Below are 15,103 nucleotides of genomic sequence, written 5' to 3'. Positions count from 1 at the left end.
CCGGTCACCAGTTGCAACGCACCAATGAGCCTGACCGAGGAACAGCATCCGATGAAGAAGTGGCAATGTATTGTCTGTGGCTTGATCTACGACGAAGCCGATGGTTGGCCGGACGACGGCATCGCCCCCGGCACCCGCTGGGAAGACGTGCCGGAAGACTGGCTGTGCCCTGATTGTGGCGTAGGCAAGAGTGACTTCGAAATGATCGCCATTGGCTGATCGCAACCCTGGCTTGAACAAGGAACGCACGACATGACGTCCCCCGTGGTGATCATTGGTACCGGCCTTGCCGGTTACAACCTGGCGCGAGAGTTTCGCAAGCTGGACGGCGACACGCCGCTGCTGCTGATCACCGCCGACGACGGTCGCTCCTATTCCAAGCCGATGCTGTCCACCGGCTTTGCCAAGCAGAAGGACGCCGACGGCCTGTGCATGGCCGAACCGGGCGCCATGGCCGAGCAGCTCAAGGCCGAGATCCGCACCCATACCCGCATCAGCGGTATCGACCCCGGCCACAAGCGCCTGTGGATCGGCGAGGAAGCGGTGGAATACCGCGACCTGGTACTGGCCTGGGGTGCGCAGACTGTGCAGGTGCCCGTGGAAGGCGATGCGGGCGAGCTGGTCTTCCCGATCAACGACCTTGAGGACTACGCACGATTTCGTGTCGCCGCCGCAGGCAAGCAACGGGTGCTGATCCTCGGCGCCGGCCTGATCGGCTGCGAATTCGCCAACGACCTCACCTTGGGCGGCCTGCAGTGCGAGGTCGTGGCGCCGTGCGAACAGGTCATGCCGACCTTGCTGCACCCGGCGGCGGCCGCTGCCGTGCAGGCAGGCCTTGAAGGGTTGGGCGTGCGTTTCCATCTCGGCCCGGTGCTGACCCGCCTGCAACGTTTTGGGGAGGCTGTGGAGGCGCACTTGTCCGACGGCAGCGTCATCCCTTGCGACCTGGTGGTGTCTGCGATCGGCCTGCGGCCGCGCACCGACCTGGCGGCGGCAGCGGGCCTGCAGGTCAACCGCGGGGTGGTGGTGGATCGCCAGCTGCGCACCTCTCACGCCAACATCTTCGCCCTGGGCGACTGCGCCGAGGTCGATGGTATCAACCTGCTTTACGTCATGCCCTTGATGACCTGCGCCCGCGCCCTGGCCCAGACCTTGGCCGGCAACCCGACCGCAGTGGCCTATGGCCCGATGCCGGTCACCGTGAAGACGCCGGCCTGCCCGCTGGTGGTGTCCCCGGTGCCGGCAGGCTACGAGGGCACTTGGGTGGTGGAAGGCAGCGGTGGCGACCTGAAAGTGCTCTGCCATGGCTCCGATGGCCAACTGCTGGGCTACGCCCTGACCGGCGGCGCGGTCATGGAGAAACTGGCGTTGAATCGCCAGTTGCCACCCTTGATGGCGTAAATGGCGGGCGTTCTGTCGTAATTATCCTGTTCTTGCCACGACAATGGCCGCCCAGATACTGGCGCGGCCCCGGTCGGCGTGCCATCCTCACTGGCGTCTACCGCAGCCTAGAGCCTGCGGTGCCTTGAACGCTGCTTCCTTCGGCAGCACGGCATAACAACAAGAAATCCCGTCAAAGAGGCTTCACTATGCGTAAACCAGAACTCGCCGCCGTCATCGCCGAAAAGGCCGACCTGACCAAGGAAAAGGCCAATATTGTCCTGAACGCGATTCTCGACAGCATCACCGGCGCACTCGACAAGGACACCGTCACCCTGGTCGGCTTCGGCACCTTCGAAAAACGCCACCGCGGCGCTCGCACCGGCAAGAACCCGCAGACCGGCGAGCCGGTTAAGATCAAGGCCAGCAACACTGTCGCCTTCAAACCGGGCAAGGGCCTGCGTGACAGCGTCAACGCACCGGCCAAGCCTGCCAAGAAAAAGTGATCGACAAGCCATCGAGACGGGCGCCTTAAGGCGCCCGTTGTGTTTCTGGTAAGCAAATGCGGCGAACTTGCATAAACAGGGCGATAAACGGATAAACTGCGCGACTCAGTCATTTTTCACTCGAGGCGCGTTGATGAAGTTTCGTTTTCTTCTCTGGGCCATGGGCTTGCTGATGGCCAAGGCCAGCCGCAACAACCCGGCGTTCCAGCAGCAGCTGCAGGACAAGGACCTGGTCTTCCAGATGCAGACGCTCGACGGCAAGGTTGCCCGGCACTTCATCGTCAAGGACCTGCGCATCAGCAGCAAGGGCGGCCTGCACCCGCAGCCGGCGTTCGCCATTGCCTTCAAGGATGCCGCGTACGGCTTTGCCACGCTGCAAGCCGGTAACAAGCAGCTGGCTTTCATGCAGGGGATTCAGGAGAAGAACATCCAGATCAAGGGCAATCCGGCGCTGGTGATCTGGTTTCAGGGCTTGATGAAGTACCTGAAACCGAAGAAGAAAGCGTAGTAGCGGCTTTAGCCGCGATGCAGGCACCGCGGTTTCTGGCACCCGCTTCGCGGGTGATCGCGGCTGAAGCCGCTCCTACGGGGCGGCCTTAATGCGAATGCGGCGGGTGGAACTGCGACGCCAGCTCGCGTAGCAATGCCTCGGCCTCCAGCACCTTGTTCACCACCTCTTCCGCCTTGTCCCGGGTCAGCCCCAGGCGCTCGAGCAGGGCATCCGGGATCTCGTCCTTCGGCCCCGAGCCAATCCCCCGGGCGCGCAGCAGGCGCGTCGCCAGGCACACCAGGTTGGGGAACGCCGCATAATCGCCGTCGTACGCCGGATCGTGCTGGAAGCGCAGGGCTGTGGACAGTTCATCGGGCATGTCCCATAGCTTCATCAGCCAGGCACCGATCTGTTCACGGCTGATCCCCAGCAAGTGCTGCTCCACATAGCTGTGGCACAGGTGTGGGTTGACCTCCAGATGACGGCAGATCAGCGAGAAATGCGGGGGGAAGACGTGGGCCAGCAGCAGGTAGCCGAAGTTGTGCAGCAGCCCGGCCAGGTAGGTCAGGCCTGCTTCCGGGCGTTCGGCGCGCGGCATGGCACGGGTCAGGCCCTCGATCACGGCAGCGGTATAGATCGACTGCTGCCAGTACGGCGTGGCCTGTTGCGGGTGGTCCTTGGGCAGGCTCAGGGTCTTGCCCAGGGCCAGGCCCAAGGCCAGGTTGATCACCAGGTCGAAGCCCAGTACCCGCACGATGGCGTCTTCCACCGAGCGGATCTTGCCGGGTGACGCGTAGTAGGGCGATGCCGCCCAGCTGACGACTTGCGCAGCCAAGGCCGGGTCGGTTTCGACCACGCCGGTGATGTCATCGATGCTGGCATTGGGGTCGACACGCAGCTTGATGATCTTCTGCGCGGTGTCGGCCAGCGGCGGAATCTCGATGGTCTGCTCCAGGCGCTGCTGGATGCGCCGGGCGGTGAAGGCCTGGACTGCGCGAATGACTTCCTTGGGAGGACCGTCCAACTGATCGAAACTGAGGCGAATATCGCTGATCGGCTGGCCGAAGGTGCTGGCACTGGCCTTGACCAGCATCTTCTTGAAAGCCGTCCGGCCGATTTCCAGGAGCAGCCCGGCTTCACCGGACTGGATCAGCAGGGTTTCGTTGTCGAGCAGGCTCTTTTCGTACTGGCACGGCGAGCTGGTCAGCGCGGGAATGGCGGGCAGGGTCTTGAGGTGATGCTTGTCGAGCATCTGCTTCAAGCGCTCCAGCGGCACGGCCTTGAGCTTGCGTCCGGTCAGTTCCTCGAGGCGCTTGAGGTCCAGCAACTGGCTTTGCGGGAACAGCACCATCAAGGCACCGATCTCGTCATCGAGCAGCACGGCCTGTACGCGCGAGTTGGCCGGCAGCCCCGGGTGCTCGGGCACCTCGCGGAAGCTGACGCCGAGCTTGTCGAGCAACAGCCGGATGACAGACGGTGCGTGTAGGGTTGCGGTATCCAGGGCAACTTCAGTCATGGCCTGTATCCAATCATTTCTGTAAACGCGAAGTATAACCAGCCTGGCCGCCAAGCTGGATCCATAATGGGACGGGCGTCACACCTGGCCATATTGTTGGCCGTGGCGCAACCAGCGGTCGAGTAGCGGGCTGACGTGGCCCGGCCAGTGCGCCAACAGGGCCTGGGCAGCGTCACGTACGGCCGGCAACAAGTCGGCGTCGCGCATCAGGTCGGCGACCTTGAACTGTAGGAGGCCGGTCTGGCGAGTCCCGAGCATCTCGCCGGGGCCGCGCAACTCCAGGTCCTTCTCAGCGATGACGAATCCGTCGTTGGTTTCCCGCATGATGCCCAGCCGCTCTCGACCGATCTGCGACAGCGGTGGATGATAGAGCAGCACGCAGTGGCTCACCGCGCTGCCCCTACCGACTCGGCCGCGCAACTGGTGCAGTTGGGCCAGGCCCAGGCGCTCGGGGTTCTCGATGATCATCAGGCTGGCATTGGGCACGTCGACGCCGACCTCGATCACTGTGGTAGCGACCAGCAGTTGCAGCTCGCCGGCCTTGAACTCAGCCATCACCGCCGCTTTTTCCGCAGGCTTCATGCGTCCGTGGATCAGCCCAACGCGCAGCTCGCCCAGGGCGCTGCCCAGCTCTTCGAAGGTGCTTTCGGCGGCCTGGCAGGTCAGCTCCTCGGATTCTTCGATCAGGGTGCACACCCAGTAGGCCTGGCGGCCTTCGGCACAGGCGGCGCGAACCCGCTCGACCACCTCGAAACGACGGCTGTCGGCGACCAGCACGGTATTCACCGGTGTACGACCGGGCGGCAATTCGTCGAGGACCGAGGTGTCCAGGTCGGCGTAGGCGCTCATGGCCAGGGTGCGTGGGATCGGGGTGGCGGTCATGATCAACTGGTGCGGGCATAGCTGGCCCATGACGCCTTTCTTGCGCAGGGCCAGGCGCTGCTGCACGCCGAAGCGGTGTTGTTCGTCGATGATCGCCAGGGCCAGGTGCTTGAATTGCACCTCGTCCTGGAACAGCGCATGGGTACCGACCACCATCGGCGCGCCATTGGCGATCTGTTCCAAGGCGCTGGCGCGGGCCTTGCCCTTCAGCTTGCCGGCCAGCCAGGCGACTTCGATACCCAACGGCTCCAGCCAGCGTTTGAAGGTGATGAAATGCTGCTCGGCGAGAATCTCGGTGGGGGCCATCAGCGCCACCTGGTATCCGGCCTCCAGGGCCTGCAGCGCCGCTAGCGCGGCGACCACGGTCTTGCCGGCCCCCACGTCACCCTGTACCAGGCGCATCATTGGTTCGGGTTGGCTGAGGTCGTAGGCGATTTCGTTGCCGACGCGCTGCTGGGCACCGGTCGGGTTGAAGCCGAGGTTGGCCAGGTACTGGGCCGGCAGGCGGGTGGCCTTGGGCAGCACCGGCGCACGCAGGCTGCGCTGGCTTTCCCGCAGGCGCTGCTGGGAGAGCTGATGGGTCAGCAGTTCCTCGAAGGCCAGGCGGTGCTGCGCCCAGTGATGGCCCTCGGCAAGCTCGTCCAGATCGGCATCGGCCGGCGGGTTGTGCAGGTAGCGAATGGCATCGCTCAATGGCGCCAGCTTGTAGTCGCGGGCCAGTTGCTCAGGCAGCCAGTCGGGCAGGCTGCGCGGGCCGAGCATGCCAAGGCTCTGCTGGCACAACAGGCGCAGGCGTTGCTGGGTGAGGCCTTCGGTGGTCGGGTAAATCGGCGTCAGCGTCTGTTCGACCGGCGGTGGTGCCTCATCACCGTTCAGCGCCCGGTATTCCGGGTGGTAGATTTCCAGCCCCGAGGCGCCGGGACGCGCTTCACCATAGCAACGCAGATGTGTGCCACGCTTGAGGCCCTCCTTTTGCGCATTGCTGAAATGGTAGAAGCGCAGGCTCAGCGTGCCGCTGCCGTCACCTAGGCGCACCACCAGGCTGCGGCGCTTGCCCATGGTCACGTCAGCTCCGCTGACCACGCCTTCGATCACCGCGTCCTGGCCCGGCCGCAGTTGGCCGATAGGTACCACGCGGGTGCGGTCCTGGTAGCGCAACGGCAGGTGGAACAGCAGATCCTGCAGGTTCTCCAGACCGACCTTGGCGAGTTTCTCTGCCATGGCTTCACCAACACCCTTGAGCGTGGTGACCGGGACGTTCGACAGCTCGGTCATGGGCTCAGGCCGGTTGGTCCACGGTTGGCTTGGCCACCGAGCAGAGGCGGATCGAGTCGGCGAGGATCTCGATGGCCTTCGGCCGCGGGAAGCTGGCGCGCCAGGCGATGGCCACGGTGCGGAACGGCGCGGGCGCGGTCAGCGGGCGAACTTCGATGACGCCCGGCGCGTAATGATGGCTGTGCACTGCCGATAGCGGCAGGATCGACACGCCCAGGCCAGAAGCGACCATGTGGCGGATGGTTTCCAGCGAGCTGGATTCGACCGTGGTGTGCTTGGAGGCTTCGCTGCCCTTGTTCAGGGTCGGGCAGGCTTCAAGCACCTGATCGCGGAAACAGTGACCCTCGCCCAACAGCAGCAGGCTCTTGTCGTTGAGCATGGCGGTGTCGATGGTGTCCTTGGCGGTCCAGGGGTGGTCGGCCGGCATCAGCGCGCAGAACGGTTCGTCGTACAGCGGCAGGGTCAGCACGTCGGCCTCGTTGAACGGCAGGGCGATGATCACCGCGTCCAGTTCGCCATTGCGCAGCTTCTCGCGCAGTACATGGGTGAAGTTCTCTTCGATGTACAGCGGCATCTGCGGCGCCACGCGGTGCAGTTGCGGGATCAGATGCGGGAAGAGATAGGGGCCGACGGTATAGATGGCCCCGACCTTGAGCGGTGCTGTCAGCTGGTTCTTGCCGGCTTGGGCCAGTTCGCGGATGCCCTGGGCCTGTTCCAGCACCTTCTGCGCCTGGGCGACGATGCTCTCCCCGACCGGCGTGAGGCGCACCGCGCTCTTGCTGCGCTCGAAGATCAGCACGCCGAGTTCGTCCTCGAGCTTCTTCACGCCCACCGAAAGGGTCGGTTGGCTGACGTGGCAACGCTCGGCCGCGTGGCCAAAGTGCTGCTCTTGCGCGAGGGTGACGATGTAGCGAAGTTCGGTGAGGGTCATAACGTGCGTCCATGAAGTTGCGGCCCCAGCATAGCGGCTGCAATCGATAGACGCACGTTATCAGACTTGCCGTTTTGTGACAGAAACAAAAACGTCAGCGTCGGTCCAGTGAGTAGACGAACGGCGCAACCACTTCGATCGTGCCATTGTTCAGCAGCTCCGCCGGAGGCTTGGGTACCGTGCCGGCACGGCGGATCATCTCCAGCGTGGCCCGGTCCAGCGCCGCGCTACCCGAACCACCGGCCAGCGTGTACGACACTACCTTGCCTTCGGCGTCGACCACGAAGCGCAGGCGGTTGATGCCCTGCAACCCACGGCGGCGAGCGTCCTCGGGGTACTTCTTGTACTTGGCCAGGTGGCGCAACAGATCACTCTGCCAGCTCGGCAGGGCATTGCTGTTGGACGCGATGCTTGGCTGCGGCGCCGCCGACTTCTGCGGTGGCGTGTTGCTGGGCGGTGTATCCGCCACATCGTCCTTGGCCGGCGGTTCGTCCTTTGGCGGCTCCAGTTTTTTCTCAGGCTTGGGCGGCTGTGGCTTGGCCTTGGGCTTGGGCGGCTTGGGGATGGCGATCTTCGGCTTCGGCGCCTCTGCCAGCTTGGGCAGCGGTGGTTCCTCGATCGGCGTCGGCGGTTTCGGGGCGGCCTTGGGCGGAGGCGGTGGCGCGGGCTCTGGCAGTGGGGCCAGCTCGACCATCATCGCTGCCGGCGGCAACTCGAGGGCCTGGGGCACCGACCAGTTGAGCGTCAGCAGCACGGCGACCGCGTGCACACCCAGCACGATCGCCAGGCTGCCACCGTAGCGCGCCAGGTTTGAGCGCGTTTTCGTCATTTCTTGGCTGCCGTCTCGAGTCCGACCAGGCCGACCTTGAGGTAACCGGCGGCACGCATGGTGTTCATCACTTCCATCAGGTCGCCGTAGTCGACGCCCTTGTCAGCCTGGAAGAAGATGGTGGTTTCCTTGTCGCCCTTGGTCTTGGCGTCGAGCATGGCGCCAAGCTGGTCGCGCTGGGCCACCTCGTCGTCGCCGAGGTAGAGCTTCTTGTCGGCCTTGACGCTGACGAACACCGGCTTCTCGGGCCTCGGCGCCGGCTTGGCGGTCGAGGCGGGCAGGTCGACCTTGATGTCGACAGTGGCCAAGGGCGCCGCGACCATGAAGATGATCAGCAGCACCAGCATCACGTCGATGAACGGCGTGACGTTGATTTCGTGGTTCTCGGCGAGGTCGTCGCCACCTTCGTTGAGATGCAGGCCCATGGTTTACCCCACTTTCACCATGTGCGGGGCGACGCGTTCGCCACCCTGGTGGTCCAGATCACGGCTGACCAGCAGCAGTACCTGGGCGGAGGCATCGGACACCTGTGCCTTGTAGCCGGCGATAGAGCGGGCGAAGACGTTGTAGATGACCACGGCCGGAATTGCGGCAACCAGGCCCAGGGCGGTGGCCAGCAGGGCCTCGGCGATGCCAGGGGCGACCACGGCGAGGTTGGTGGTCTGGGTCTTGGCGATGCCGATGAAGCTGTTCATGATGCCCCACACGGTACCGAACAGACCGACGAACGGGGCGGTGGAGCCGATGGTGGCCAGCACGCCGGTGCCGCTGCTCATGGTGCGACCGCTGGCGGCCACCAGGCGCTCCAGGCGGAAGCTGACGCGTTCCTTGATGCCTTCCTTCTCGCGAGCGTTGGCCGACAGGCGCATCTCTTCGAGGGCGTCATGCACCAGGGTGTGGGCCAGGGTGCCTTCCTTGTTAGACACCTCGCTGGCCTCTTTCAGGCTCACCGAGCGTTTCAGGGCAGCGATCTCGCCACGCAGGCGGCGCTTGGCGCCCATCAGCTCGAAGCCTTTGGCGATCCAGATGGTCCAGGTGATGATCGAGGCGATGGCCAGGCCGATCATCACGGCCTTCACCACCACGTCGGCGTTCTTGTACATGCCCCATGGGGACAGGTCGTGGGCCATGCCCAGCGAGGTGTCTTCGACCATCGCCTGCACGTTCTCGTCTGCCGGTGCCTGGCCATCCACTGGGGCGTTGGTGTCGGCAGGCGCGTCGGTTGGCGCAGCTACCGGTGCCTGGCCTTCGGCGGCAGGCGCGGCCGTGGCGCTGGCGGCTGCCGGTGCGGCGGCAGTGGCGGCGGGCTCATCGGCCATGGCCACGGGGGCCAGTACCAGGCTGAACATCAGCGCGGCAATGGCGCGCCAGGCGCGCGACGGGGTTGGCGAAGCGGAAGATTGAGTACGTGTCATGCTGGCCGGACCTGATGAAGAGAAATGGGTTGAGTTCTTCAAGGCCTCGAAGCAGGCCGAGAACAGACAGGGCCGCCATTATTGCAAGTAATTCTTGTTAACAAAAGAATGGAGAGCGCTTTTTTTAACCTTTGTCTAGCCGCCGATCGCTAAATCCGGTTAGCGTGAACCTTTGGATTTGGAGTTTCATGATGTCGGACCTGAGAGCGTTGATCGTCGGCTGCGGCGATGTGGGAGGCCGTCTGGCCCGACAGTTGCTCGCCCATGGGTGGCAGGTCGATGGCCTGCGCCGGTCGGTGCGGGACCTGCCCGAAGGGGTGCGGCCCGTTGCCGCTGACCTGTCGAACCCGCGCCTGCCGGAAGCGTGGCCCGCACGCGCGCCGGACTACCTGGTGTACTGCGTGGCGGCCAGCCAGCATGACGAAGCGGGCTACCAGGCCGCCTATGTCGATGGTTTGCGCCATGTGCTCGATTGGTTGAAAACCAAGGGTCAGCGGCCGCGTCGCCTGCTGTTCGTCTCCAGCAGCAGTGTCTATGCACAACAGGATGGTGAGTGGATCGACGAGAGCGCAGCCACCGCACCCGAGGGGTATTCGGGCAAGGTGATGCTCGAAGCGGAGCGCCTGGCGTTGGGCAGTGGCATTCCCGCGAGCATCGTGCGCTTGACCGGGATCTATGGGCCTGGACGTGAGTGGCTGCTGAGCCAGGTACGTCGAGGCTACCGAGTGGCCGAGGAGCCGCCGTTGTACGGCAACCGCATTCACGCCGAGGATGCCGCTGGTTTGCTGGCGCACCTGCTGCAGGCCGATGCCCGGGGTGTGGCGTTGGACGATTGCTACATCGGTGTCGATGACGATCCGGCGCCGCTGGCCGAGGTGGTGGGCTGGCTGCGCGAGTACCTGGGGGTCACCGAGTGGTCGGACGAGCAGCGGGTGCGGCGTACCGGCAGCAAGCGCTGCAGCAATGCGCGGGCTCGGGCACTGGGCTGGGCGCCGCAGTATCCGAGCTATAAAGAAGGCTATGCGGCCATTCTGCAAGGGCGTGGTTGAGAGATCTGGCTCTATCGCGGGGCCAGTCGGGCCGCCGCGATGATGGCTAATCCTTTTCCAGCACCCACTGCCGGGCGCCGGCAGTCAGTTGCGGCATTTCGTCCGGCTGGGCGCGGTTCACCGCCTGGAAGATCTCCAGGGTGTCGCCGTCGCGCTTGAAGATCCACGGCGCGCCACGCTGGTTGCGCTCCAGCCACAGGCTGTCGTTGCCATCGCCCATGGTCGCGCAGTCACCCGCCAGGCACAGGGCAAAGCGGTCCGGGCCGGGCAGGCCGGTGACATTGCCGGTATCGCTGAAGCGTACTAACCCGCCCTTGCCCTGGCCCTCGACGATCTTCCAGTCACCGCCCAGGTATTGCTGGTACAGCGCCTTCTCGAAACTGCCGCCCAGCGCAGCGCCTTCTGGCGCCTTGCTGCGCACGAACGTCTGCTGATGGCCGGAGGGGTCGATAGTCACCAGTTCGTCGCCATTGAGCTTGAGTTGTTCGGTCAGGTCGCCTTCGAAGTTGACCTGCCAGTCCTTCTCGTTGGCGCTCAGGCGCCCGTCGGCGGCCTCGAAGCCATTGCTGAAGCTGGCCTGCTGGTTCTTGACGTCGATCTTCCACTCGAACACCGGACCCTTCGCGTCCAGGGCCTGGCGCAGGCTGGTGCCTTTGCTGGCGGCGTCGATGGCGGCCTGGTTGATCCAGGTGCCGTTGAAATCTTCAGGCTTGTGGCTGGCGCAGCCGCCCAGGAGCAGGGCTGCCAGCGTGAGAGGCAATGCGTGGCGCATGGTGAAAACCTTGAGGCAGGAGGGGGGTGACGGGCCTTGACCCGTCACCGGGGTATTACTCGAGAACCAGGATGGCGTCCATCTCGACCTGGGCGCCCTTGGGCAGGGCAGCCACGCCGATGGCGGCGCGGGCCGGGTAGGGCTGCTCGAAGTAGCGGCCCATGATCTCGTTGACCTTGGCGAAGTGGCTCAGGTCGGTGAGGAAGATGTTCAGCTTGACGATGTCCTTGAACGAACCGCCAGCGGCTTCGGCCACCGACTTCAGGTTCTCGAACACCTGGACGGTCTGGGCTTCGAAGCCCTCGACCAGTTCCATGGTTTTCGGGTCGAGCGGGATCTGCCCCGACATGTACACGGTGTTGCCGGCCTTGATCGCTTGCGAGTAAGTGCCGATGGCGGCTGGTGCCTTGTCGCTGGTGATGACGGTCTTGCTCATGATGACTCCTTGCGGTTGGCGGACTACGCACGCATCCGGGTGATGCGGACCACGCCGGTCAAGGTGCGCAGCTTCTTGATCACACGGGCCAGGTGCACGCGGTCGTGCACGCTGACCACCAGTTGGACCACGCTGATACGGCCGTCGCGTTCGTCCATGCTGATTTTCTCGATGTTGCCGTCGGCGGCGTTGACGCTGCTGGCCAGTAGGGCGATCAGGCCGCGCTGGTGCTCCAGCTCGACGCGCAGCTCGACGTTGAACTCGCCGGTGATGTCCTTGGCCCAGGAGAGCTGCAGGCACTTCTCCGGGTTATGTCGGACTTCACTGATGTTGCGGCAGTCTTCCAGGTGCACGACCATGCCCTTGCCGGCCGACAGGTGGCCGACGATCGGGTCGCCCGGGATCGGCGTGCAGCACTTGGCGTAGCTGAGCACCAGGCCCTCGGTGCCGCGGATCGCCAGCGGGCCTTCCGGGGCCGGCAGCTGTTCGCCTTCGGCGGACAGCAGGCGGCGGGCGACCACGTAGGCCATGCGGTTGCCCAGGCCGATGTCTTCGAGCAGGTCTTCGACCAGCTCCAGGCGGTACTCGGTGAGGATCGCCTGGACGCGCTCCTGCGGGATCTTCTCAAGGCTGCTGTCGAAGCCGGTCAGCACTTTGTTCAGCAAGCGCTCGCCAAGGCTGATGGACTCGGAGCGGCGCTGCTGCTTGAGGGCGTGGCGGATATGCGTGCGCGCCTTGCCGGTGACCACGAAGTTGAGCCAGGCCGGGTTCGGCCGGGCCCCCGGTGCGCTGACGATCTCGACGGTGGAGCCGCTCTGCAGTGGCTCGGACAGCGGTGCCAGGCGGCGGTTGATGCGGCAGGCGATGCAGCTGTTGCCGACGTCGGTGTGTACCGCGTAGGCGAAGTCGACGGCGGTGGAGCCCTTGGGCAGCTCCATGATCCGGCCTTTCGGGGTGAAGACGTAGACCTCGTCCGGGAACAGGTCGATCTTCACGCTCTCGATGAATTCCAGCGAGTTGCCGGCGCGCTGCTGCAGCTCGAGGATGCCCTTGACCCATTGGCGGGCGCGGGCATGACTGCCTTTTGGCTGCTCTTCCTCGTTGGACTTGTACAGCCAGTGCGCGGCGATGCCGTTGTTGGCCATCTCTTCCATTTCGCGGGTGCGGATCTGGATTTCGATGGGCACGCCGTGCATGCCGAACAGCGTGGTGTGCAACGACTGGTAGCCGTTGGCCTTGGGGATCGCGATGTAGTCCTTGAAGCGGCCCGGCAGCGGCTTGTACAGGTTGTGCACGGCACCGAGCACGCGGTAGCAGGTGTCGACCTTGTCGACGATGATGCGGAAGGCGTACACGTCCATGATCTCGGTGAAGGCGCGGCGCTTGCCGCGCATCTTCTTGTAGATGCCATAGAGGTGTTTCTGTCGGCCGCTGACCTCGCCTTCGATGCCGTCGGCGGCCAGGCAGTTGGCCAGCGAGGTCTCGATCTTGGCGACGATCTCCTTGCGGTTGCCGCGCGCGGCCTTCACTGCCCGGTGGATCAGCGACGAACGCATCGGGTGCATGGCCTTGAAGCCGAGGTCCTCGAACTCCACGCGCACGGTGTGCATGCCCAGACGATTGGCGATGGGGGCGTAGATCTCGAGGGTTTCCTTGGCGATGCGCCGGCGTTTTTCGCCGGAGAGCACTTCCAGGGTGCGCATGTTGTGCAGGCGGTCGGCCAGCTTGACCAGGATCACGCGGATATCGCGGGCCATGGCCATGGCCATCTTCTGGAAGTTCTCGGCCTGCGCCTCGGCCTTGGTCTCGAAGTTCATCTGGGTCAGCTTGCTGACCCCGTCGACCAGCTCGGCGACGGTCTCGCCGAATTGCTGGCTCAAGGCTTCCTTGGCGATGCCGGTGTCTTCGATCACATCGTGCAGCATGGCGGCCATCAGGCTCTGGTGGTCCATGTGCATGTCGGCAAGGATGCTGGCCACTGCCAGCGGATGGGTCACGTAGGGCTCGCCGCTGCGGCGGCGCTGGCCATCGTGGGCCTGCTCGGCGTAGAAGTAGGCCCGGCGAACCAGATTGACCTGTTCGGGGCCCAGATAGGTCGACAGCCGTTCGGCGAGGGCTTCTATACCCGGCATGGTTTCACCTCTTGCAGTAGAAGAGGGCCTTGCGCCGCACGGTGTCGACTGGGCATCAATTAGACGGCCTCGTTGTTCTCGTCCTCGAACGCGGCGAATACCGGATCCTCGGTGACGATCTCTTCGGCGGCGATGAACTCTGGCGTGACGATGCCTTCGGCGATTTCACGCAGGGCGACGACGGTCGGCTTGTCGTTTTCCCACGCAACGCGGGGCTCTTTGCCGCCGGTAGCCAGCTGGCGGGCGCGCTTGGTCGAGAGCATGACCAGCTCAAAGCGGTTATCCACGTGTTCCAGGCAGTCTTCAACAGTTACGCGGGCCATGGTCTTCCTCAGTAGCAAATGCGGTTAGGCGTGCAGCCCAGAATGGGCAGGCGGACTAGATAGTTTAAAAAATCACCAGCCAATAGGGAAGGGCTGTTTTGTCGGGTGTACCTGTGTCGCCTGTATCGCGGGGCAAGCCCGCTCCCATGCATGTGTTCCCGAGTCGGGCAACGTGGGAGCGGGCTTGCCCAGCGATAGGGCCGATCCAGACAACTGGAGCCAACCGCCGATGCCCGACAATAGCGTGCTGTCCCTTGCCGGCACAACCGCCCTTGACGCGTTAACGCAACATCGCGTCGCGCAGGCGCGGGGTCAGCTCCTCGAACAGCGTCTGCACCGAGCGCAGGGCACGGCAATCGGGCCGCGTCAGCAGCCATAACTGGGTGTCGCAGCCGGGCAGCGGGCCGCTCAGTGCCTCGACGCCGGGCAGGTCGTGGACCATGTAGTCGGGCAGTGCCGCCACGCCCAGGCCGGTGGTCACCAGTTGGGCGATGGTCGACATGCCGCTGCACTGGTAGCGCGGGATCAGGCCGGGATGATGCTGGTTACGCCAGACCACGGTGGCGTGGTCCTGCATGGAATCGTCGGGGGCGATCCAGGGCACGCTCAGGGGGGCCTCCTGCAGCCGCTCGCGCAGCGCCGGCTGGCCGCAGACCACATAGGAGGTCGACCCCAGGCAGCGCCCGACAAGGTGCTCCGGCGGCGTGTTGGTCAGGCGCAGGGCGATGTCGGCATCGCGGCGGCTGAGGTTGGCGAAGGTGTTGGAGGTACCCATCTCCAGCGACAACGCCGGATAGTTGGGCATGAACTCGGCCAGCGCCGGCAGCAGCAGGCTGTGCAGCACGGCCTCGGTGCAGGTCAGGCGCACGGTGCCGCTGACCACCTGTTCGCCGCTGGTCAGGGCGATGCGCGCCGCGTCCAGGGCCTGCTCGGCGCGCTCGGCCTGCTCGGCCAGGGCCTGGGCGGTGTCGGTGGGCAGGTAGCCTTTACGGCTCTTGACGAACAAGGCGGTGCCCAGCGCCGACTCCAGCCGGCGGATCGAGCGGAACACCGTCGAAACGTCGACCTTGAGCAGTTCGGCTGCCTTGGCCAGCGAGCGGCCGCGCTCCAGTGCCAGGACCAGGGAAAGGTCCGCATGGTTGATCTGATATTGCATCGGTGCACGCT

16 protein-coding genes are annotated in these 15,103 nt (G+C 64.8%); 5 read left to right on the top strand and 11 right to left on the bottom strand.

What is annotated here, in order from left to right:
* The first annotated feature begins 51 nt into the window (after nt 1-51).
* From LU688_RS27030 to LU688_RS27015, 4 genes are all read left to right on the top strand, one after another.
* Entirely contained in the window at nt 52-219 is a 168-nt protein-coding gene (locus tag LU688_RS27030) for a rubredoxin (RefSeq protein ID WP_023532601.1), read from the top strand.
* Between the two features lie 33 nt (nt 220-252).
* On the top strand, nt 253-1,401 hold the full coding sequence (locus LU688_RS27025; protein ID WP_038707066.1) for an NAD(P)/FAD-dependent oxidoreductase: 1,149 nt from the start codon (nt 253-255) through the stop codon (nt 1,399-1,401).
* Nucleotides 1,402-1,589: 188 nt separating this feature from the next.
* Nucleotides 1,590-1,886: an HU family DNA-binding protein gene (locus LU688_RS27020; RefSeq protein ID WP_023631266.1), complete on the top strand. Its 297-nt coding sequence runs from the start codon at nt 1,590-1,592 to the stop codon at nt 1,884-1,886.
* Nucleotides 1,887-2,019: 133 nt separating this feature from the next.
* Entirely contained in the window at nt 2,020-2,394 is a 375-nt protein-coding gene (locus LU688_RS27015) for a hypothetical protein (RefSeq protein WP_050707542.1), read from the top strand.
* An 88-nt stretch (nt 2,395-2,482) separates the two neighbouring features.
* Here the strand turns inward: LU688_RS27015 and LU688_RS27010 are convergent, their stop codons facing one another.
* From LU688_RS27010 to exbB, 6 genes are all read right to left on the bottom strand, one after another.
* Nucleotides 2,483-3,892 (bottom strand): aminoacyl-tRNA deacylase and HDOD domain-containing protein, encoded by a 1,410-nt coding sequence (locus LU688_RS27010; protein WP_094010896.1) that lies wholly within the window; start codon nt 3,890-3,892, stop codon nt 2,483-2,485.
* Between the two features lie 78 nt (nt 3,893-3,970).
* Nucleotides 3,971-6,049: an ATP-dependent DNA helicase RecG gene (recG, locus tag LU688_RS27005; RefSeq protein WP_094010897.1), complete on the bottom strand. Its 2,079-nt coding sequence runs from the start codon at nt 6,047-6,049 to the stop codon at nt 3,971-3,973.
* Nucleotides 6,050-6,053: 4 nt separating this feature from the next.
* Entirely contained in the window at nt 6,054-6,980 is a 927-nt protein-coding gene (locus LU688_RS27000) for a hydrogen peroxide-inducible genes activator (protein WP_038707064.1), read from the bottom strand.
* Nucleotides 6,981-7,074: 94 nt separating this feature from the next.
* Nucleotides 7,075-7,809, bottom strand: coding sequence for an energy transducer TonB (locus LU688_RS26995; protein ID WP_023632734.1), 735 nt, complete (start codon nt 7,807-7,809; stop codon nt 7,075-7,077).
* Nucleotides 7,806-8,234 (bottom strand): TonB system transport protein ExbD, encoded by a 429-nt coding sequence (gene exbD, locus LU688_RS26990; protein WP_023632733.1) that lies wholly within the window; start codon nt 8,232-8,234, stop codon nt 7,806-7,808. The genes LU688_RS26995 and exbD overlap by 4 nt, the downstream gene beginning before the upstream one ends.
* Before the next feature lie 3 nt (nt 8,235-8,237).
* Nucleotides 8,238-9,224: a tonB-system energizer ExbB gene (gene exbB, locus LU688_RS26985; protein ID WP_023632732.1), complete on the bottom strand. Its 987-nt coding sequence runs from the start codon at nt 9,222-9,224 to the stop codon at nt 8,238-8,240.
* 191 nt (nt 9,225-9,415) lie between these two features.
* Here exbB and LU688_RS26980 point away from each other — a divergent pair, with 191 nt between their 5' ends.
* Complete coding sequence (locus LU688_RS26980; RefSeq protein ID WP_038707063.1) at nt 9,416-10,273, top strand: SDR family oxidoreductase; 858 nt, start codon at nt 9,416-9,418, stop codon at nt 10,271-10,273.
* A 46-nt stretch (nt 10,274-10,319) separates the two neighbouring features.
* Here LU688_RS26980 and LU688_RS26975 read toward each other — a convergent pair whose 3' ends face one another.
* The 5 genes from LU688_RS26975 to LU688_RS26955 form a co-directional block, all read right to left on the bottom strand.
* Nucleotides 10,320-11,045: a hypothetical protein gene (locus LU688_RS26975; RefSeq protein WP_104444692.1), complete on the bottom strand. Its 726-nt coding sequence runs from the start codon at nt 11,043-11,045 to the stop codon at nt 10,320-10,322.
* 55 nt (nt 11,046-11,100) lie between these two features.
* Nucleotides 11,101-11,481 (bottom strand): RidA family protein, encoded by a 381-nt coding sequence (locus LU688_RS26970; protein WP_028689951.1) that lies wholly within the window; start codon nt 11,479-11,481, stop codon nt 11,101-11,103.
* A 23-nt stretch (nt 11,482-11,504) separates the two neighbouring features.
* Nucleotides 11,505-13,613 carry a bifunctional GTP diphosphokinase/guanosine-3',5'-bis pyrophosphate 3'-pyrophosphohydrolase gene (gene spoT, locus LU688_RS26965; protein WP_038707062.1) on the bottom strand — a complete coding sequence of 703 codons (2,109 nt, stop codon included), beginning with the start codon at nt 13,611-13,613 and terminating at the stop codon, nt 11,505-11,507.
* 59 nt (nt 13,614-13,672) lie between these two features.
* Nucleotides 13,673-13,936, bottom strand: coding sequence for a DNA-directed RNA polymerase subunit omega (rpoZ, locus tag LU688_RS26960; RefSeq protein WP_008091595.1), 264 nt, complete (start codon nt 13,934-13,936; stop codon nt 13,673-13,675).
* A 280-nt stretch (nt 13,937-14,216) separates the two neighbouring features.
* Entirely contained in the window at nt 14,217-15,092 is an 876-nt protein-coding gene (locus LU688_RS26955) for a LysR family transcriptional regulator (RefSeq protein WP_038707061.1), read from the bottom strand.
* Nucleotides 15,093-15,103 lie beyond the last annotated feature (11 nt).

This window comes from Pseudomonas soli (assembly GCF_021283165.2).
Taxonomy (GTDB): Bacteria; Pseudomonadota; Gammaproteobacteria; order Pseudomonadales; family Pseudomonadaceae; genus Aquipseudomonas; species Aquipseudomonas soli.
Note: the sequence above shows the minus strand (reverse complement) of the source record. Positions and strands in the feature narration are given on the sequence as shown.

What these genes read in the sequence shown, in the direction of transcription:
- LU688_RS26980 (WP_038707063.1), top strand. Translation starts at nt 9,416, where the DNA reads ATGTCGGACCTGAGAGCGTTGATCGTCGGCTGCGGCGATGTGGGAGGC.
- LU688_RS27000 (WP_038707064.1), bottom strand. Translation starts at nt 6,980, where the DNA reads ATGACCCTCACCGAACTTCGCTACATCGTCACCCTCGCGCAAGAGCAG.
- rpoZ (WP_008091595.1), bottom strand. Translation starts at nt 13,936, where the DNA reads ATGGCCCGCGTAACTGTTGAAGACTGCCTGGAACACGTGGATAACCGC.
- LU688_RS27020 (WP_023631266.1), top strand. Translation starts at nt 1,590, where the DNA reads ATGCGTAAACCAGAACTCGCCGCCGTCATCGCCGAAAAGGCCGACCTG.
- LU688_RS26970 (WP_028689951.1), bottom strand. Translation starts at nt 11,481, where the DNA reads ATGAGCAAGACCGTCATCACCAGCGACAAGGCACCAGCCGCCATCGGC.
- exbD (WP_023632733.1), bottom strand. Translation starts at nt 8,234, where the DNA reads ATGGGCCTGCATCTCAACGAAGGTGGCGACGACCTCGCCGAGAACCAC.
- spoT (WP_038707062.1), bottom strand. Translation starts at nt 13,613, where the DNA reads ATGCCGGGTATAGAAGCCCTCGCCGAACGGCTGTCGACCTATCTGGGC.
- LU688_RS27025 (WP_038707066.1), top strand. Translation starts at nt 253, where the DNA reads ATGACGTCCCCCGTGGTGATCATTGGTACCGGCCTTGCCGGTTACAAC.
- recG (WP_094010897.1), bottom strand. Translation starts at nt 6,049, where the DNA reads ATGACCGAGCTGTCGAACGTCCCGGTCACCACGCTCAAGGGTGTTGGT.
- LU688_RS26995 (WP_023632734.1), bottom strand. Translation starts at nt 7,809, where the DNA reads ATGACGAAAACGCGCTCAAACCTGGCGCGCTACGGTGGCAGCCTGGCG.
- LU688_RS27030 (WP_023532601.1), top strand. Translation starts at nt 52, where the DNA reads ATGAAGAAGTGGCAATGTATTGTCTGTGGCTTGATCTACGACGAAGCC.
- LU688_RS27015 (WP_050707542.1), top strand. Translation starts at nt 2,020, where the DNA reads ATGAAGTTTCGTTTTCTTCTCTGGGCCATGGGCTTGCTGATGGCCAAG.
- exbB (WP_023632732.1), bottom strand. Translation starts at nt 9,224, where the DNA reads ATGACACGTACTCAATCTTCCGCTTCGCCAACCCCGTCGCGCGCCTGG.
- LU688_RS26955 (WP_038707061.1), bottom strand. Translation starts at nt 15,092, where the DNA reads ATGCAATATCAGATCAACCATGCGGACCTTTCCCTGGTCCTGGCACTG.
- LU688_RS27010 (WP_094010896.1), bottom strand. Translation starts at nt 3,892, where the DNA reads ATGACTGAAGTTGCCCTGGATACCGCAACCCTACACGCACCGTCTGTC.
- LU688_RS26975 (WP_104444692.1), bottom strand. Translation starts at nt 11,045, where the DNA reads ATGCGCCACGCATTGCCTCTCACGCTGGCAGCCCTGCTCCTGGGCGGC.